Here is an 18,383-nt window from a genome sequence, read left to right as displayed (position 1 = left end):
TCCCGGGTGATGCCCTCCTGGGCCGGGATCGGCAGGGTCACGATCTGCATGTTGACCTTGCGCAGCCGGTCCACGAACGGCACCACCATGGTGAAACCGGGGCCGCGGACCTCGGGGCGCAGCTTCCCGAGGCGCAGCACCACACCTCGTTCGTACTGTTTGACGACGCGGGCGGCGGTCATCGCGTAGACCAGCCCCACGGACACGACGGAGACTCCCGCCGCCACCAGTTCCTCGACCATCACGGCCCCCCAGGGTCCGACGTGGCGCATCAGGTGTGTACAGCGTGCGCTTCGAAGGTAGACCCGTCACCGGAACAAGGGCGAGCCCCCGCACGCCGGTTGCGTGCGGGGGCTCGCCGACTGGACTGCCTGCCGTGGGTCCGGTCGCGCGGAATCCGTGGGGGGTGCCGGCCTCGTGGGCCGACGCGTCAGGGCGTCGGCGAACGGCCGGTCCGTCGCGCGACCGGACGTCAGCCGACGCTCACGCCGTAGTAGCTCAGCGCCTCGGTGACCGGCTGGAAGAAGGTCGTACCGCCGGAGGTGCAGTTTCCGCTGCCGCCGGAGGTCAGACCGTACGCCACGCTGCCGCCGTACAGGGGACCGCCACTGTCTCCGCCCTCGGCGCAGACCGTGGTCTGGATCATGCCGTAGACGACGTCACCACTGCCGTAGTTGACCGTGGCGTTCAGGGCGGTGACCCGACCGCTGTGCGTACCGGTGGTCGAGCCGCGCCGGTAGACCGTCGTGCCCACGCTGGGCGTGGCCGCGCTGCTGATCGTCTGGCTGCCGACCGCGCTCGGGTGCGCGATCGAGGAGTTGGTGTAGCGGACCAGCGCGAAGTCGTTGGTCGGGAAGCTGTAGCTGACGTTCGTGCCCAGCGTCGTGGTGTGACCCGAGTTGGAGTACCAGGTGGAGGCGACCTGCCCGCAGTGACCGGCGGTCAGGAAGTAGTAGGTGCTCCCGCTGTGCACGTTGAAGCCGAGCGAACAGCGGTAGGAGCCGCCGTAGATGGCGTCGCCGCCGGTGATCAGCTTCTTGAAGGTGCCCGGAGTGTGCTTGATGGTGATCGCGGCGGCGTTGCCGCGCGCGTCCTGCCTGATCTTCGCGATCTCCGCCTTCGAGACCGTGCTGTCGACGGTGACGACCACGCGGTTCGTCTTGGCGTCGACCGACCAGGCGGTGCCGGCGACATCGGACTTGAGAACCGACTGCCTGGCACTGCTCAGCTGGGTGGCGCTGAACGTCTGGGCGTCGGACGCGTTCGCGCTGGGGACCGCGAACGCTGCGGCGGCGACGAGTCCGGTGGTCACGGCGATCAGCCGGCTCCGTCTCGCGATGCCACCGCGGGGGGTTGTGCGCTTGATCCTCACGTTTCGTTCCTCCGAAGGGAAGTAAGGGGCCCCAGGTCGTGGGGTCGGGGCCCGTGAGGCGCAGCCGGGAGCCGCCCGTCCGGATTCCGAACAAGCCATGCCCCTGACAAGGCGCTGAGGGGGAGTATTCGGCTGCACGGCCGACAGGCGCAAGGGCACCTTTCGGCCGTGCAGCGTTCAACTTGCCCTCATGTGAAGGAGGTTGATCATCAGACCACTGAAGGCACCGGATTCCCCCCGCGTCTTCGGGAGTCCCGGGAGCCTCAGCCCAAACGGCGCTCCCCCGCGGCGACGGCCACGCGCAGCGTATTTCCGGGCGGCGGGAACGGGCAGACGAAATGATCGGCGAACGCGCACGGCGGAAGCACGGTCCGGTTGAAGTCCACCGTCGTACGCCCCTCGGCGTCGGGCGCCGCGGGACGCAGGAACCGGAAGCGGTAACTGCTGTCCCTGCTGGTGGTGTCGGCGAACACGGCCCACAGCGAGCCGTCGCTCTCGACCGAGACCTGGAGGGTGAGGTCCTGGCCGTCGAGGGTGAAGGCGAGGACTCCGCCCAGGGCGAGCCCGCGGGTCACTCCGTCGGCGTTCTCGACGCGCACGGTACGGCCCTCGCCGTACGGGGTGAACTGCCCGGGCACCGCCCAGCGCGCGTCGTACGGGGTCGCCTCGATGCCCGCGAAGGCCGTCCGGGCCGGCGCCTCGGGGTCGTAGCGGCGTACGCCCCAGATCCCTTCGCGCACCAGGACGACGAACCGCCGCTCCCCGCGCCCGACCCGGGCGCCGTCGGGCGGTCCGTAGTCGGCGTCCAGCACGATGTCGCCGGTGAAGGGCTCGCCGTCGACCGTGAGTCCCTCCTCGGCCAGCGCCGTCAGGGCCACCCCGTCACCCTTGACGGTCCATTGCCCGGGGATGTCCGGAAGTCGCCCTTCCGGATAGTCCTCGATCCAGTGGGTCCCGGTCAGAGCGAGCGGGCCGTACGGCGCGGACACCGTCGCCACGCGGTGCTCCTGCCAGTGCTTCCAGTCCTCGGATGCGTCCGTCGTCATGTGATCAACCCTTCCATACGGGCTCGGCCAGGCCGAGGTGCGAGCGCAACGTGGTGCCCGTGTATTCGGTGCGGAACGCGCCGCGCTCCTGGAGCAGCGGCACCACCCGGTCCACGAATTCCTCCAGCGCGCCGGGTGTCGCGGGGGGTACGAGGACGAAGCCGTCGGCGGCACCGGTCCGTACGCCCTCGTCCAGCTCGGCGGCCACGGCCTCCGGCGTTCCGGTGATCGGACGGCGTCCGGAGGACTCGACGACGGTCCGCCCGGCCCGCTCCCGGGCCTCGGCCGCCGTGTCGCCCAGCACGAAGCCGACCAGCGGCATGATCTTCAGCTCCTCGGGCGACCGGCCGTACGCCGCGAGCCGCCCGTTCAGCTCGGCGCGCAAGGCCCGGCCGGCCTCCAGCGCACCGGGCCGGAAGCGTCCCGCGGAGAGGCCATCCCCGGATCCCCAGTCGGCCAGGACCACATCGGCGGCGCGGGCCGCGAACTCCCGTCCCGCCGGCGAGTCCCCCGTGTGGATGACCACCGGGTGCCCCTGCGGCGGACGCGGCACGGTGAACTCGCCCTCGATGTCGAAGTACCGGCCCCGGTGGGCGATCGGGCGGGACACCCCGTCGGGTGTCCAGGCGTCCCACAACTGCCTTGCCACCTCGACGCATTCGACGGCGAGCGGGTAGGCGTCCCTCGCGTCCGGACAGCCGCCGCGGCGGAGGTTCCCCGCCGCGGCGGCGTCCGGCGAGGTCACCACGTTCCAGGCGGCCCGGCCCTCGCTGAGATGGTCCAGCGTGGCGAGCCTGCGCGCGAGTTCGTACGGCTCGCCGGAGATCGCGTCGGCCGTGACGGCGAGCCCGAGCCGTTCGGTGACGGCCGCGAGCGCGTTGAGGACCGTGGTCGCCTCGGGCCGGCCCACGGTGTCCGGGGCATGGACGCGCCCGTCGTGTACGGGCGACCCCGGCACTCCGGAGAGGAGCAGAAAGTCGAACAGACCTCGCTCGGCGGTACGCGCGAGGCGTTCGAAGGAGGCGAAATCGACCGGGGACACCCGCCGACGGGCGACCGCAGGGGCAGCCGGGTGGCCGGTACGCGGAACGACGGTGCTGCCGTCGGCAGGCGGAAGGACAGTGCCGCGACCGGCGCGCGGGCGGGCGGTGCCGCCGTCGGCGCGTGGACGGACCGTGCCACGGTCGGCGTGTGGATGGACGTCCGTGTCACCGGCGTGCGAACGCGGGGCCGTGGCAGCGGCCCGTGGACGGAGGTACGTGCCATCGGCGCATGGACGGACGTCCGTGTCACCGACGCGTGGACGCGGGGCCGTGACATCGGCGTGCGGACGGACGCCGGTGTCGTCGGTGTCCGGGAGGCCGACGGCGAGACGCATCCGTGCGCGGACGGTCATGAGGTTCCCCCCGCCGTCGCGTACCGGTTGGCGGGCCGGGTGAGTCCCAGGTGTTCCCTGAGGGTGCTGCCCGGATAGAAGGTGCGGAACAGTCCGCGGTGCTGGAGCAGCGGGACCGTCGCGTTGACGAGCCGTTCCAGGTCGCGACGCGGTTCGACGGGCGTGAGGTGGAAGCCGTCGGCGGCGCCCGCCCGGTGCCAGTCGGTGATCAGTTCGGCGAGGCCTACGGGGCCGCCGCGGTACAGCGGACCCCGCGCGGTCAGCCGGGGCCCGCCTCCGCCGTGGCCGGGCTCGGCCGCGCACTCGCCGCCGCCGAGGTCGACGCCGAGCCCGGCGAGGACGCGCAGATCATCCGGGTCCCGCCCGAACCCGGCTGCCGTGGCCCGCAGTTCGGCGCGGACGGCACACGCCTCGGCCGGGCCCGTGACCCGCACCAGCGCCACGTCGGCGTAGCGGGCGGCGGTCCGCCGGGCGGGTCCCCCGGTCGCGTCGACGACCCGGACGGGGTGGCCCTGCGGGGGCCTCGGCACGGTCGACGGCCCCTTCACGGAGAAGGTGGCACCTTCGAAGTCGACCTGGTGCACCTTGTTCCGGCGGGCCGGACGGTCGGTCGTCCCCTCGCGCGTCCCGGTGTCGTCCTCGCGGCTGTCCCAGAGCCGCGCGGCCACATCGGCGACCTCTCCGGCCTCCCGCCAAAGGGCCTCGACGGACGGAAAAGGCCTCGTCCGGCCCGGGTGAGCCGGGAGTTCGGGGGCGCCACGGCCGAACAGCCGGGCCTCCGCCTCGGTCCTGGACACCTCGATCTGCCAGCCGGCCCGGCCGCGGCTGACCCAATCGAGGGTCGCGACGGCCGCCTGGACGTGGAAGGGCTCGGTATGGGTGGTGGTGACGGTCGGCACCAGCCCGATCCGGCCGGTGACGGGCGCGGCCCGGGAGAGCACGGCGAGCGCGTCGAGTCCGGGCCGCGCGAAGGTGTCTCCGAGAGTGACGAAGTCGAGGGCGCCGCGCTCCGCGAGCTGCGCCTGTTGCACGGGGGTGACGGCGTCGTGGGGCGCTCGCCGGTCGAGTGCGGCGGCCAGGTGCAGAAGCGCCCGGCCGGGCGGTGCGGTCATCGGAATGGACCTTTCGGAGTGGGGGGGCGGAGGACTCACACGACCGGCGCGGGGCTCCGGTCGCGACTGGAATACGGAGGTGAACTTCCGTGCTGTTGACGCGACTTGGCCGTCATCGCCACGTGGAGGAAAACGCGGAGGAAACGCGGAGAGAGCGCGACGGGCCCAAGGCGGGAGAGCGGCGGGCCGGCAACGGGAGAGCGGCGGGACACCGGAGGACGAGGAAGCGGCAGGGGCCGGGTTCACGGGCCCGCGGAGCCGGACGCGCGGCAGTGTTCGCACCCAGGCCGGTCGGGTGGCTCGCCGGGAACCCCCTGTCCGTCACCGCGGAAGTCGTCCATGAAGGCCAGGGCCACGCCTGGCGTCCGGCACACCGCGCCCGGCTCGTTCACGAAGCCGACGTCGGCGACCCCTGGGACGGACCCCGGCTCAGGGAGGAGGCTGGTCGTCGCGATGGCCTGACAGGACAAGTCCACGGTGAAGAGCGGGACTTCACCGTTGGGCAGGGCGGTGGGCCACGGTCCGGGACGGCGCCTCGGGACGACGTGGGCGGGGTGGGTGGCGCACTCGTCGGGGGCGGCGGCCACGCCGGTGAGGATGTCGGAGGGCATACGAAGGCTCCGTGACACGTCGGTCGAACACGGGTGCCTTCACACAGAACTGACGGGCGCCCGGGGGCGCCGCACGGCCGAGCCCCTCAGCAGGGCCGTGGCACGAGACTACGGGGGCGTTTCCCGTTGGTGTCAAGGCTGTCCATACTGTGAGCCTTGCGTCTCGGGCGAGTTGACGCGGATACGGATGCCTGTTCCACTTGGCCCATGCATTCGCAGCAGTGGCTGGTCAAGCGCTCCCACATCGACTTCGGTCGAGTGTGGTCCTCCTCCTGTTGAGCTGACCACCTGCGCGCCCGCCGAAGACGGCCGTTCTTCCGCGTTCCTCCTGGGCGTTCCCCCTTTTCTCCTCCCTGCCCCGTGCCTTCACACGCGCACCTCCCCTCCCCTCATCCGCTTTCCCCACGCGCCTCTCGGTGCACGCGCCTCACAGTCCGCAGTCGCAGCACGAGCAGCATTCACAGCACTCGCAGCACTGGCACGCCTCGCAGCAACTACAGTCGCAGTCACAGTCGTTCAGGCACCCTTCGCGCTTCTTGCGCGACCACGGGCCCTCGTACCGATCGGCGCAGCACATCTTGCAGGTGCAGCACAGTCCGACGGCGGCGGCACAGCCGGACCAGAATCCGCGCTTGCCGGGGGTGGGCGGCTGGAAGGACGGACCGCCGCCGAAGGGGTTGCCGCCGCCGGTGTACGGATTCCCTCCGTGCTGAGGCGGCCCGAAGGAACCCTCGGGCCCGAGCAGGACGGCCGAGCCCGCCACCTCGAGGAGATCGCCGGACCCGGGAGAGCCGAGGGAGCCGTGCGGCGGGTGCGTTCCGTGCGCCCCGTCCGCCGGGTGCCCGCAGCCGGACGTCCCGAACGCGCGGTCCACCGAGCGGCCCAGTTCATGGACGAGCAGCACATGGGCCAGCCGGCTGTCGGTGAACTCGGCCTCCCGCAGGGCGAGCCGTATCCCGTGCAGGGCGTCGTCGGCGAGCCGGCGGGCCTCGGCGAGCGAGGTCCCGGTGGCGGTGAGCGGGTTCCAGGCTCCCGACGCGGCGTCGGTCTCCCGGTCCTCCACGGCGTCCAGCAGATGAGCGAGCCGCCCGAAGAGCCGCCCGGCCTCGGCCAGTGGAGCGGCGTTGCCGGGGCGGCCCGCGAGGACGGCGGTGTGCGCGAAGGCGGCGGCGGTGGCGGTCTCGGTGGGTTCCGTGACCGTCAGCAACGGCGTTCCCGGTCCGGCCAGCGCCTCGATCCCGAGCTGCCGGTCCACCGCCTCGACGAGCACGGCCGTGTCGAAGCCGACGGCGGTTCCCGTGCGCGCCCCCGCCTTGCCCCAGCTCGCGGCCACCCGGCGCGCGGCGAGCGCGACCGGCCTTCGCGCCAGGAGGCCGTCCCCGTCGGCGACGTGGTCGCGCACCTTCGCCGAGGCGAGGACCAGTGAGACGGCGGCGGCGAGCCGAGCGCCCTCGCCCTGTGCGACGGAGGCGGTCCGCATGCCGCGCAGCGGACAGGGGCCCGCCATGCGCCGCCATCCCGTCGCCCGCTCTGCCTGAGCCTCCGTCAGAACCGATATCAGCAGGCCGTCGTAGTTGGTGACCACCCGGGCGAACTGGCCGTGGTCCCCGCGCAGCGCGAGACACAGCCCGCACAGATGGGCCATCCACTGCGTCTTGAGCCCCTCACCGAGACGGTGGCTGCAAGGCCTCACGATTCCGAACACGACACTCCCCCGTGACCTGTACGACGTTGAAGTCCGGCATCGTATCGACCCTTCCGTTCACCCGTACGCACCGCTCGTCACCCGGTCGCCGCGAGAAATCATATTTCACTCTCAGTCAGCAGCCTTACCCCGTACGACCCTTGGGGGACGCGGGCTCTCGACGGATTCGCTGTGCACCAGTACCGTCACGAAACCCCCACGCGGCGTCTATCCACTTGGCGCGACATCCGCATCATGGACGACCATGGGGATGCGGAAGCACGAAAGACCGCTGTGAGAGGAGGCGTCCATGGGATCGGTGCGCAAGGCGAGTGCCTGGCTTGGCCTCGTAGACGACAACGATGACGAGCGTTACTACGACGACGACTACGCCGAGGGTCAGGACTCCGGCGACGCGTGGGTCACCGACCCGCGCGTGAAGGTTGCTTCCGAGACGGCGGAGGAGAAGGGCCGCCGGATCGGTACGGTCACCCCGGACAGCTTCCGGGACGCACGCGGTATCGGCGAACTCTTCCGGGACGGCGTCCCGGTCGTCATCAACCTCACGTCCATGGAGGCCGCCGACGCCAAGCGCGTGGTGGACTTCGCGGCCGGCCTGACCTTCGGCCTGCGCGGCACCATCGAGCGGGTCGCGACCCGGGTCTTCCTGCTGACCCCGGCGAACACGGAGATCGTCAGCGGCGAAGCCGCGAGCCGTCGGACGGACGGATTCTTCAACCAGAGCTGAGGCAGGGCCGCTCACCGGCCCTGCCTTGCCGGGGCTTCACTCGCGGCGCCTTCACCTGAAGGCGTCGAGCCCGGTGAGCGCCTTGCCCAGCACGAGCTGGTGCATCTCGACGGTGCCCTCGTACGTGAGCACCGACTCCAGGTTCGTCGCGTGCCGCATCACGGGGTATTCGAGCGAGATCCCGTTGGCGCCGAGGATCGTGCGCGAGGTACGGCAGATCTCGATGGCCTCGCGTACGTTGTTCAGCTTGCCGAAGCTGATCTGCTCGGGGCGCAGCCGTCCCACGTCCATGCGGCGGCCCAGGTGATGGGCGAGCAGGATCCCCTTGTGCAGTTCGACGGCCATGTCGGCGAGTTTGGCCTGGGTGAGCTGGAAGCCGCCGATGGGGCGGCCGAACTGCTCACGCGTCTTCGCGTAGGCGACGGCGGACTCGAAGCTGGAGCGTGCCGCGCCCATGGCGCCCCACACGATCCCGTACCGGGCGTGCGAGAGACAGCCGAGCGGGCCCTTGAGGCCGACGACGTCGGGCAGGACGGCGTCGGCCGGCAACCGTACGTCGTCGAGGACGAGCTCGCTGGTCACGCTCGCCCGCAGGGACCACTTGTGCTTGATCTCGGGCGCGGAGAACCCGGGTGCGTCGGTGGGCACGACGAAGCCCCGGATGCCGTCGTCGGTCTGCGCCCAGACGACGGCGACTCCGGCGACGGAACCGTTGGTGATCCACATCTTGCGCCCGTTGAGGACCCAGTCCCCGCCGTCGCGCTTGGCGTGCGTGCGCATGGAGCCGGGGTCGGAGCCGTGGTCGGGCTCGGTCAGCCCGAAGCATCCGATGACCTCGCCGGCCGCCATGCGCGGCAGCCAGGTCTGCTTCTGCTCCTCGCTGCCGAAGCGGTGGATGGCGTACATGGCCAGCGAGCCCTGCACCGAGACGAGCGAGCGGATGCCGGAGTCGGCCGCTTCGAGCTCCAGGCAGGCGAGGCCGTACTGCACGGCGCTGGCCCCCGCGCACCCGTAGCCCTGGAGCGACATGCCGAGGGCGCCGAGCCCGCCCAGTTCCCGTGCCAGTTCCCGGATGCCGGGCAGCTCGCCCTTCTCGTACCAGTCGGCGACGTACGGCAGGACGCTGTCCGCGGCCCAGGTCCGCACGGTGTCGCGGATGGCCAGGTCCTCCGCGTCCAGCAGGTCGTCGATCCCGAGCGGATCGGCGGGGTCGAAGGGCGGCAGCTTCGAGGACGCGGACATACGACAGCCTCCGGCAGGTGGTGACTAGCACCGCTAGTTAAGGATCTCGGCCCGACGTTACGACGCAGTGTCCCGCAAGTCCAGGGCGCTTCCCCACAGCACCCCGGGGCGCTCGGCACGGAACAGGGGCGCTCGGCGCGGAACCGGGGGCCCGGGGGCGTGCCGGGAGGCCGGGGGCAGGGGGCAGGGGCCCGGAAGCCGGGGCCCGGAAGCCGGGGCCAGAATCCGGAAGCCGGGGCCAGAATCCGGAGCATGCAAGCCGGAGCCGGATCCGGCGCCCGGGAGCCTAGGCGGAGACGCGTGCCTCGGCGTTTCCGGTGCTGTCCCTGGGGGTCGGGATGCCGGAGGCCCGCGTCGCGGGAACCGGGAGACCGGCGACGTCCCTCGCGGCGACCGGGATCGCGGCGGACCCTGCGCCGGGGCCGGGCCCACCGGCGGTGTTTGTCGCGGGCGCCGGGATCTCGGCCTTGCCCGTCGTCGCGGGGATCCCGCAGTCCATGACCCGCGGCAGCCGCAGCGCCATCAGGGCGCCCAGCAGCAACAGCCCCGCGCTCACCAGCAGCGTCACGTGCAGTCCGTGCACGAAGGAGTCCCGGGCGGCCTGCCGCAGGGCGCCGCCTGACGCGCCTCCGAGCCGGTCGGCGACCTGGTACGCCTCGCCGAGCGAGTGTCCCGCCGCCGTCGAATCGGCCGCCGGGACCCCGGGGACGGACGACAGCCCGGGTGCGTACGCCGCGTTCATCACGCTCCCCAGCAGCGCGATCCCTATGCCCGCGCCCAGCTGGTACGAGGTCTCGCCGATGGCCGCGGCGCCGCCCGACTGCGCCTGCGGCGCCTCGCTCAGCATGGACTCGTACGCCCCGAAGAGCGTGGTCTCCAGACCGAAACCGAGCAGCACGAAGCCGAAGAGCAGCAGCCCGGCGTTGTCGTTCCCGCCCATCGCGGTGAGCGTGACCACGGCGGCCGCGGTGAGACAGAACCCGAAGGAGACCATCGCGCGCGGCCCGAACCTGCGCAGCAGCTTCGCCCCCGCCAGACCGGCGGCCATCGCCGCGACGGTGAGCGGCAGCAGCCGCAGCCCGGTCTGGAGCGGTGACAGTCCGAGTACGAGCTGGAGGTACTGCGCGGCGATCAGTTCGAGGCCCACCAGAGCGAGCATGGCGAGGACGATGCAGCCCACGGATGTGCTGAAGGCCGGACGCGCGAACATGCGCAGGTCGACCAGGGGATGCGCGCGCCGCCGCTGCCGCCGCACGAAGGCGGTCATCAGCACCGCGCCGAGGAGCAGAGGCCCGAGCGTGAAGGGGCTGAGGGGCGCCTCGCCGCCGCCGAGGCGCTTCACGCCGAGGACGAGTCCGAACAGCCCGGCGGCGGCCATGAGCGCCCCCACCACGTCCCAGGGCCCGTCGCGGTCGCCGTGGGACTCGGGCAGCAGCAGCCGTCCGACCGGCAGGGCGACGATCATCAGCGGGATGTTGACGAGGAAGACCGATCCCCACCAGAAGTGTTCGAGGAGGAAGCCGCCGAGGAGCGGTCCGACCGCCGCGCCGACGGCGGCGACGGCGCTCCAGATGCCGATCGCGAACGCCCGCTCGCGCCGGTCGGGGAACACCTCGCGCAGGATCGACAGCGTGGCGGGCATGATCATCGCGCCGCCGACGCCGAGCAGGGCGCGGGCCCCTATCAGGAGCTGTGCGTTCCCGGAGAAGGCGGCGATGCCTGATGCGACGCCGAAGAGGGCGTACCCGAGGAGGAGGACCCGCCGGCGGCCGATCCGGTCACCGAGCGTGCCGAAGAGGATGAGGAGCGAGGCGCAGACGAGCGGGTAGACGTCGACGATCCAGAGCAGTTCTATCGCGCCGGGCTTCAGGTCCTCGGTGACGGCGGGCACCGCGACATGGAGCACGGTGGCGTCGAGGGCGACCAGCAGCAGGCTGACGCACAGGACGATCAGGACGACCCAGCGGTTGGCACCGGCCCCGGTCTCCCGACGGCATCGCGCAGCGGCCGTGGTCGTCCCGGACATGTACGTACCTCCAGAGATCCCTCGCGTTCTGCGGATCCGCAGGGTGGGGACTCCCTGGGGCTGCGGCCCGGAGAGCGGAGTCCCGGGCCCACGCAGCAAAGGCGAGTGAGCCGTCAGCGTACGCGAGTTCTCGCCCGCGCCACGTGGCGGACCTCTCACGTTCGCCGACCAGGCATGTGGCGTACGCCACGGCGCCCGCATGTCGACACGCCGTGCGCGGACTGCCGGCCGCGCGGACTGCCGATAATCGAGCCCGTGACCGATCCGGAGAGTCCTGCCGAGACGCCCGCCGAGGGCGCCCTGCGCCGAGCCGCGCCCGCCCTCCTCGGGTACGCGGCCGTCCGCGTCCTCGGCCTGGTCACGCTCGCCGTGTGGAGCGCGGCGAGGGGTACGAGCCCCCACCGGCTGCTCTCGGAACGCTGGGACTCGCTCTGGTACACCCGGGTCGCCGAACTCGGCTACGGCTACGAGGTCCGCCTCCCGGACGGCGACGTCCACTCGAACCTGGCGTTCTTCCCGCTGCTGCCCTGGCTGGAGCGGCTCGTGCACGCGGTGACACCGCTGTCGTACGCGGACGCGGGCCTGCTGATCACCTCGGCGGCCTCGCTCGCCGCGGCGTGGGGGATCTTCGCGGTCGCCGACCACGTCCACGGCCGCCGGGCGGGGGTGTGCGCGGTGCTGGTGTGGGCGGTCCTCCCGGTCGGCGTCGTGCAGTCGATGGCGTACAGCGAGTCGCTGTTCACGGCGCTCGCCGCGTGGTCGCTGTACGCGGTACTGACCGGCCGCTGGCTGACGGCGGGGCTGCTCGCCGCGTTCGCGGGGCTGACGCGGCCGGTGGGGGTCGCGGTGGTCGCGGCCCTGTGGGTGGCGGCGATTACGTCGTTCGTGGGAGAACGTCGGCACAGTGGGAGCACGCTCCGGACGGACGGCGCGCGCGCGTGGCGACGCGCCCTGGCCATGATCATCGCGCCGCTCGGCGCCGCCGGTTACGTGCTGTGGGTGGGGCATCGCACCGGCAGGGGCCCGCTCGGCTATCTCGATGTCCAGGCGGGCTGGCGCAACGGCTTCGACGGCGGGTACGCCTTCGGGCGCTTCGTGGCCGACAAGTTCACCTCGTTCCCGTCGGCCCTGGCCGGCGTCGCCCTGATCGCCGGGGTCGCCCTGGTGCTGTCGCTCTACGTGACATGCGTACGCCAGGGACAGCCGCCGGCGCTCCTGGTCTACTCGGGGATCGTCGTCGCTCTCGCCCTGTGCGCGTCGAGCTATTTCGGCTCGAAGCCACGCCTGCTGCTGCCCGCGTTCCCGCTCCTGTTCCCTCTCGCGAGGGCTCTGGCACGGCTGCGTCCCCGCAGGTCGGCACTGGTCCTCGGGTGCGTCGCGGTGGCCTCGGCGGCGTACGGGGCGTTCTGGCTGAACGGCTCCGGACCTCCGTGACCCGGCCCGTGTCACCCCGCGCGGGGCCGGTGAGCGGGCGGCGAATTCCACGCCATCACCCGGTGAACGAATATAAAAGTGCCATAAACTCAAGGGCCGTCAGCGATCAATGGAATTGAAGGCTCCGCCGTCTCGGGATTAGCGATTCATTGGAATTAAACATGATCCTGAGAGGAATCCCACATCACATCGTCATCACAAACCGAGTGAATCGGCCTGGAACGCAGCTCACTCGCTGTAACGTCGATTGAGTGCGTACCGAACGAAACCTCACCCGTCTGGACCGGGTCTTCGCCCGGCTGGACCGTGAGCCGGAACGACCGGCCCACATCGATGTGCCGAAGATGAGTCGGCACAGGGTCGTCCTCTTCGCGGCGACCCTGGCCTTCTACCTGGCGATCGTGTGGGCCGTGGCGATCACGTCGTGGCTGGTCCGGTTCGACTGGCAGGTCATGTTCTTCCGGCCCTACCAGCAGTGGCCGGAGATCCACGCGTTCCTGGACTACTACGTGGTGCTCGGCCAGCGCGGCCCCACCGCGGTGATGGTCGCCGCATGGCTGGGCTGGCGCTCCTGGCGCCAGCACACGCTGCGCCCGCTGCTCACCCTGGGCGCGTCCCTGCTCCTCCTCAACATCACCGTCGGCGCGGCGAAGCTCGGCATGGGCCGCCTCGGCCCGCACTACGCCATCAACATCGGCTCGAACGAGATGGGCCTCGGCGGCGATATATTTCCTTCGGGCCACACCGCCAACGCCGTCGTGACCTGGGGAATCCTGGCCTATCTGGCGTCGACCCCGAGAGCCAGGCGCTGGCTCTCGGCGCTGTCCGCCGTGACCTCGCTCGGCGTCGGCCTCACCACCGTGTACCTGGGTACGCACTGGTTGAGCGATGTCCTGCTGGGCTGGGCCGCAGGCCTGCTGATCCTGCTGGCGCTGCCCTGGTGCGAGCCGCTGATCGCCCGCTCCGAGGCCGGGATCTTCTCGCTCCGCGACCTGTTGCGCGCCCGGCGCGGCCGCACCGCCCCCACGCGGGTACCCTCTCCGGTCCCCGCACCGGTCATGTCGCCGCGTGCCGCCGCGGTGGACAGCGAGGTGCCGGCGCGCGAGACCGTCGCGTCCCGTCCGCCCAGATCACCCGTCCACCTGGCCCCGGGCCCGCACACCGCCCGCTCTGAGCGCACCCCGGTGACACCGGTGGGCAGCCGCCGCCCGCCGCACCCGGAGCGTCCCGCACGCGCGGCGGCCGGTGCCGCTTCGGCCCGCCCGCTGACGGGCGGCTGAGAACCGCGGGGCCGGTACGCACAGCCTCTCCCCGCACAGCGAAGGCCCCCGGCTCGTCGAGCCGGGGGCCTTCGTGCATCGTGGCGCGGCGCCCACCCGTGATCCGGCGCACCGGCGTCCGAGCAGGCGGCGGTGCGGGTCGGCCGGGCGAGACGGTGATCCGGGGCGGCCCGGCAGGACGGTGGTCCGCGCGTGAGCCGGGCAGGACGGTGGTCCCGGGCGGCCGGGCAAGGCGGTGGTCCGCGTGGGCCGGGCGCTCAGCCCTTCCAGCAGCGCGTCACCGTGTCGTCGGTGACCTCGAAGTTCAGTCGCCCCGTCAGGTACTCCATGGTGACGATCGCTCCGGGCGGCAACGAGCGCACCGTCGGCCAGCCGTGCTCCCGCGCACGCTCCCGCGCGAGGCTCACCGCCAGCCCCACATAGCTCTCAGGACTGTCCTGCGGTTCTGCGCGCGAGGGGGGAATGGGTGCCATGACCGCCACGTTAGGCGGCACGCCCCGACGGTGGAAGCCCGATCGGCGACGAAGCGTCACCTGTACCCCGCCGGTCACGCTTCTGTCACAGGATCACGACACGCGTTTCGGCGAACTCCATCACCCGTATGAGAGCCGCTTCCGCGTTCCGCACGCCTTCGAACGTAATTCGGAGTCACCGCGCGGACTCCCCGAATATCCCCGCGAAATACGCGCGATGGTGAGGTGCCGCGCGGCCGGCGGAACTTTTCCATTCCGGTCCGCTCCGATTCCGCCTCGCGCCGCGGAAGCTGACGCCGCATAGGAAATACACGCTTCGAGCACAGAACCCCCGCACGGCCGCCGCCGGGACTTCCGCTACGGGACAGGGACCGTTACCGGCTCCCCCGCGGGCCCCTGCCCGGCGGGCCCGGGTCCCGGCCGGTCCAGCGCCCGGGACAGCCGGTCCCGGGCCCGCCTCATCGCGTCCCGGAGTTCGGCGGGCTCCAGGACCTCGAACTCGAAGCCCGTCATCAGCACGTGGATGACCATGACGTCGAGGCTCGCGGCCCCGGCACGCAGGAGACAGCAGTCGTCCCCCACGGCCTCCAGGGTCCCGGCCGAGGGCGAGATCCGCGCGGCGGCCTCCTCGATCGGCACCAGCAGCCGGACGACGGCCTCCATGGCGTAGGCGCCGATGGAAACTCCCTTGGAGACGTACTCGGCCAGATTCTCGGCCGGTGGCGTACGGGGCGTGAAGCGCGGCCCGTGCGGCGGCCGGGGCGTGACGCGGTCGGCCCGGAACGTACGCCAGTCGTCGCGGTCGACGTCCCAGGCCACCAGGTACCAGCGGTGCTCGGTGCACACCAGCCGGTACGGCTCGACGGTCCGGCGCGTCGAGGAGCCCGAATGATCGCGGTACTCGAAACGCAGGCGCTCGCTGTCACGGCAGGCGTTGGCCAGATCGGTGAGAACGGCCGGGTCGACGGCGGAGGGCAGCGGGCCGCGCAGCATCGGCACGGTGAAGGCGTTGAGCGCGCCGACCCTGCGCCGCAGCCGGCTCGGCAGGACCTGTTCCAGCTTGGCGAGCGCGCGTACGGAGGACTCGCCGATGCCCTCGATGGCCTGCCCGGCCGCCGTGCGCAGCCCCACGGCCACCGCGACGGCCTCCTCGTCGTCCAGGAGCAGCGGCGGCAGTTCGGCCCCCGCGCCGAGCTGGTAACCGCCGCCCGTCCCCGGGGTGGCGTTGACGGGATAGCCCAGTTCGCGCAGCCGCTCCACATCGCGGCGGACCGTGCGCGCGGTGACGCCCAGCCGCCCGGCGAGGTCCGCGCCCGACCATTCGCGGTGGGCCTGCAACAGTGAGAGCAGGCGCAGCAGTCGTGCGGAGGTCTCCAACATGCCGCCGAGTCTGCCAGCGCTTGCGGACAGCGGCTGTCCGCGAGCGGACGTTCCTCACGGGCGGTAGCCGATCTGCGGCACGTCGAAGCAGTTCGTGTTCATGTCGCCCTGGGTGACCCAGCCCCGGCCGTCGCGCCAGCGGGCGACCGAGAGACAGGTCCGGCGCGTCTTCGGCGGCTCGGGCAGCCGCTCGTACGTGACGGGGAGCAGCAGCCCGCCCGCGGTGTAGGGCGCGCCCCGGTTCATGAACGCGTCGACGCAGCCCCGGGTGACACCCGCCGGGGCGCAGGACTTCGCCGCGTCGGTGAACCACCGTGCCGCGGCCCATCCCTCCAGCTGCCACTGGGAGTGGGCCGGCAGCCCCTTGGTCGCGTCGCGGAACTCCCGTACGGCGGAGTCCTTGACGTCCTCGTAGTTCCGGCTCGACCCCGTGGCCCACAGCGCGTTGCGGCAGCGCGGTGCGTCCTTGTAGTCCTCGGGCACGGTGGAGGTCCAGTTCTGGACGTTGGTCACCTTGGCGATGACGTGGGCGCCGACTTGGTCCATGGCCTTGCACAGCTGGGAGTTGCCGTGGGTGTCGAGGGCGTCGAAGACGAGGTCGGCGCCCTGGGCCTTGAGATCGGCCGCGGCGGCGCGGAAGTCGGGCAGCGCGAAGTCGACCTGTTCGGCGACCACCCGGTAGCCCTCGGTCCTGAGCCCCTGGGTGACCAGCCGGGCGTAGGCGGCGGAGGCGGACTGGTTGTACGAGACGACGGCGGCCGTACGGGCGCCGTGGACGCGCTTGAAGTACCGGTAGACCTCGGTGCCGCCGTAGAGCTCGCCGTTCCAGCCGGGCGTGCCGTGGCGCGGCGCGAGGCTGCCGTAGATCCCGTACAGGTGCGGATAGGTGTCGTACGCCGCGCCGATGGGCTGGCCGCCGATGTCGGGCACCCCGGCGCGGGACACCTGGGAGGCGCCCGCGTAGTCGAGGGAGGTGGTGGCGACGAGGGCGACGACCTTGTCCTCGTCGATCAGCCGGTGCGCGCACGCGCTGTTGCCGACGCCGCTGCCGCCGTCGTCGCACAGCCGCACCTCGACCTGCCGTCCGCCGATGCCGCCCCGGGCGTCGAGCCGGTCGAAGAAGGCCTTCGCCCCGTCACGCGGCCCGGTGAAGGCGGCGGCGCCGACGGGACTGGTGGCGCTGCTGATGATGCCCACGCGGATCGGCGCGGCCGATGCCGGGGGTGTGGGCGTGGCGCGGTTCTCGAAGTCGCTCTCGGGGAGCCGGCTGCCGCAGGCCGTGCCGGCCAGGAGCAGCAGGCCCGCGACGGCGGCGCCGGTCGCTGTGCGCCGCACCGCTGGTCAGCAGCCCGGGACCGGGCTCGACGACGCGCTGCCGCTCAGCTGGATCAGCGCGCAGAGCGTGTTGACGGAGACCTTCCAGGTGCCGTTCTGCTCGACGGCCGTCCCGGAGGCGTTGGGCAGCGCCGTCGCTCCCTTCAGGGTCAGCGTGTAGGTCACGTTCGCCGCGGTCGGCGAGGTGAACTCGATCTTCTCGACATTGGCCTTCACCTGCTGACCGCGCTGGTCGCTGTTGAAGCCCTGCAACACCGGGGCCAGCTGGTCGCCGTTCTCCAGGAGTGCCTGCTTCTCCTTCGTGGAGACGGCCGGGTCGAAGAACTTCTGCCAGTTCTGCCTGATCTCCTTCTGGGCCGCCGCCGGGTCGGCGGGAGCCGTGGCGGACGGCACGCTGGTGGACTGTGCCGCCGAGGGGGTGGGAGACGCGGAACTCCCGCCGCCGCTGTTGTCGCTGCACGCCGTGAGGGCCGCGGCGAGCACGACAGCCGCCGCCACCGCCCCGACGTGCCCCCGTCCGAGGTCGCTCCCGAGAACCATCTGGCTCACCACCGGGTGTCGGTCCGGGCCGAAAGCGCCCGTTGCTTTCAGGGTCGGCTTCCAGAGGGCATAGTGCAAGCCATCGGCTGACATGGACAGATACCCGACGCGTGGGGGTCCGGATGCGGACAGCTCGACTGCGGAGCGTGCACCCCGCCCTGTGGGCCGGCTGGGCCGCCCTGGCCGCCGGGGGGGTGTTGTGCGTGATCGGCTGGTACGGCATCGCGGGCGAGCGGTACGCGGAACGTCAGCTGCCCTACCTGGCGTCCTGCACGGTGCCCGGTGCCGCGCTGATCATCGCCGGCGCGGTACTGCTCGCCCACGGCCGGAACGCCTCGGCGGCGGCTCGCGTGGAGGAGCTCTACGGGCTGCTGGTGGCGGCCGGGGCCGCCGACGCCGAGGAGCCGGGACCCGCTGCCGCCTCTCCCGTGGCCGTCGGCGGCGACCTGCTCATGGTGCCCGGCGGCACCCTGTACCACCGCGCGGACTGCCCCCTGGTGACGGGGAAGCCGGAGGCCGTGCCGGCCGACACGCGTGTCCTGGCGAGCGGGGACCTGGGGCCCTGCCCGATCTGCGAGCCGGACGCCGAGGAGGGCCCGGCCGCCGGCGGTCCGCCCTCCCCCGCCTCCACCGCCTCCGGCGGCCCTCCCCTCACCGAACGGCCACCGTCACTCGAACGGCCGTCCGCGCTCGATCGGCCGCCA

Annotated in this window: 16 protein-coding genes and 1 pseudogene; 4 read left to right on the top strand and 13 right to left on the bottom strand. The window is 72.2% G+C overall.

Features of this window, described 5'->3' with window-relative positions; translation table 11 throughout:
* From ABZV42_RS39205 to ABZV42_RS39175, 7 genes are all read right to left on the bottom strand, one after another.
* Positions 1-242 (bottom strand): SPFH domain-containing protein (locus ABZV42_RS39205; RefSeq protein WP_356056383.1); only part of this gene is annotated, 242 nt, incomplete at its 3' end.
* 230 nt (positions 243-472) lie between these two features.
* Complete coding sequence (locus ABZV42_RS39200) at positions 473-1,372, bottom strand: S1 family peptidase (RefSeq protein ID WP_356056379.1); 900 nt, start codon at positions 1,370-1,372, stop codon at positions 473-475.
* Between the two features lie 263 nt (positions 1,373-1,635).
* Positions 1,636-2,418 (bottom strand): DUF1684 domain-containing protein, encoded by a 783-nt coding sequence (locus tag ABZV42_RS39195; RefSeq protein ID WP_355989123.1) that lies wholly within the window; start codon positions 2,416-2,418, stop codon positions 1,636-1,638.
* A gap of 4 nt (positions 2,419-2,422) precedes the next feature.
* On the bottom strand, positions 2,423-3,460 hold the full coding sequence (locus ABZV42_RS39190; RefSeq protein WP_356056377.1) for an LLM class flavin-dependent oxidoreductase: 1,038 nt from the start codon (positions 3,458-3,460) through the stop codon (positions 2,423-2,425).
* Between the two features lie 350 nt (positions 3,461-3,810).
* A complete protein-coding gene (locus tag ABZV42_RS39185) occupies positions 3,811-4,926 on the bottom strand; it encodes an LLM class flavin-dependent oxidoreductase (RefSeq protein WP_356056375.1) in 1,116 nt (371 codons plus the stop codon).
* Between the two features lie 242 nt (positions 4,927-5,168).
* Positions 5,169-5,537, bottom strand: coding sequence for a hypothetical protein (locus ABZV42_RS39180; protein ID WP_355989131.1), 369 nt, complete (start codon positions 5,535-5,537; stop codon positions 5,169-5,171).
* Between the two features lie 427 nt (positions 5,538-5,964).
* Positions 5,965-7,242, bottom strand: coding sequence for a DUF5685 family protein (locus tag ABZV42_RS39175; protein ID WP_356056373.1), 1,278 nt, complete (start codon positions 7,240-7,242; stop codon positions 5,965-5,967).
* Positions 7,243-7,531: 289 nt separating this feature from the next.
* Between ABZV42_RS39175 and sepF the strand changes: the two genes are divergently transcribed.
* Positions 7,532-7,969: a cell division protein SepF gene (gene sepF / locus ABZV42_RS39170; protein ID WP_356056371.1), complete on the top strand. Its 438-nt coding sequence runs from the start codon at positions 7,532-7,534 to the stop codon at positions 7,967-7,969.
* A gap of 51 nt (positions 7,970-8,020) precedes the next feature.
* On the opposite strand, the gene ABZV42_RS39165 is transcribed toward sepF, so the two are convergent.
* Positions 8,021-9,211 (bottom strand): acyl-CoA dehydrogenase family protein, encoded by a 1,191-nt coding sequence (locus tag ABZV42_RS39165; protein WP_356056369.1) that lies wholly within the window; start codon positions 9,209-9,211, stop codon positions 8,021-8,023.
* A 286-nt stretch (positions 9,212-9,497) separates the two neighbouring features.
* A complete protein-coding gene (locus ABZV42_RS39160) occupies positions 9,498-11,237 on the bottom strand; it encodes an MFS transporter (RefSeq protein ID WP_355989140.1) in 1,740 nt (579 codons plus the stop codon).
* A 255-nt stretch (positions 11,238-11,492) separates the two neighbouring features.
* On the opposite strand from ABZV42_RS39160, the gene ABZV42_RS39155 reads away from it, so the two are divergent.
* A complete protein-coding gene (locus tag ABZV42_RS39155) occupies positions 11,493-12,671 on the top strand; it encodes a glycosyltransferase family 39 protein (RefSeq protein ID WP_356056367.1) in 1,179 nt (392 codons plus the stop codon).
* A 251-nt stretch (positions 12,672-12,922) separates the two neighbouring features.
* The gene (locus ABZV42_RS39150; RefSeq protein ID WP_356056364.1) at positions 12,923-13,951 is read left to right on the top strand and encodes a phosphatase PAP2 family protein; all 1,029 of its coding nucleotides are present in this window, start codon (positions 12,923-12,925) and stop codon (positions 13,949-13,951) included.
* A 257-nt stretch (positions 13,952-14,208) separates the two neighbouring features.
* On the opposite strand, the gene ABZV42_RS39145 is transcribed toward ABZV42_RS39150, so the two are convergent.
* The 4 genes from ABZV42_RS39145 to ABZV42_RS39130 form a co-directional block, all read right to left on the bottom strand.
* On the bottom strand, positions 14,209-14,424 hold the full coding sequence (locus tag ABZV42_RS39145) for an I78 family peptidase inhibitor (RefSeq protein WP_355989147.1): 216 nt from the start codon (positions 14,422-14,424) through the stop codon (positions 14,209-14,211).
* A gap of 357 nt (positions 14,425-14,781) precedes the next feature.
* Entirely contained in the window at positions 14,782-15,804 is a 1,023-nt protein-coding gene (locus tag ABZV42_RS39140; RefSeq protein WP_355989150.1) for a YafY family protein, read from the bottom strand.
* A gap of 54 nt (positions 15,805-15,858) precedes the next feature.
* The gene (locus ABZV42_RS39135) at positions 15,859-17,139 is read right to left on the bottom strand and encodes an ABC transporter substrate-binding protein (protein ID WP_356056361.1); all 1,281 of its coding nucleotides are present in this window, start codon (positions 17,137-17,139) and stop codon (positions 15,859-15,861) included.
* Positions 17,140-17,145: 6 nt separating this feature from the next.
* The gene (locus ABZV42_RS39130) at positions 17,146-17,679 is read right to left on the bottom strand and encodes a hypothetical protein (protein ID WP_355989154.1); all 534 of its coding nucleotides are present in this window, start codon (positions 17,677-17,679) and stop codon (positions 17,146-17,148) included.
* A 122-nt stretch (positions 17,680-17,801) separates the two neighbouring features.
* Here ABZV42_RS39130 and ABZV42_RS39125 point away from each other — a divergent pair.
* Positions 17,802-18,272: pseudogene (locus ABZV42_RS39125) on the top strand (hypothetical protein); the annotation flags it as partial.
* Positions 18,273-18,383: the final 111 nt, after the last annotated feature.

It is taken from the genome of Streptomyces sp. NPDC005281 (assembly GCF_040607495.1).
GTDB lineage: Bacteria > Actinomycetota > Actinomycetes > Streptomycetales > Streptomycetaceae > Streptomyces.
This window is presented reverse-complemented; position numbering and strand designations above follow the sequence as displayed.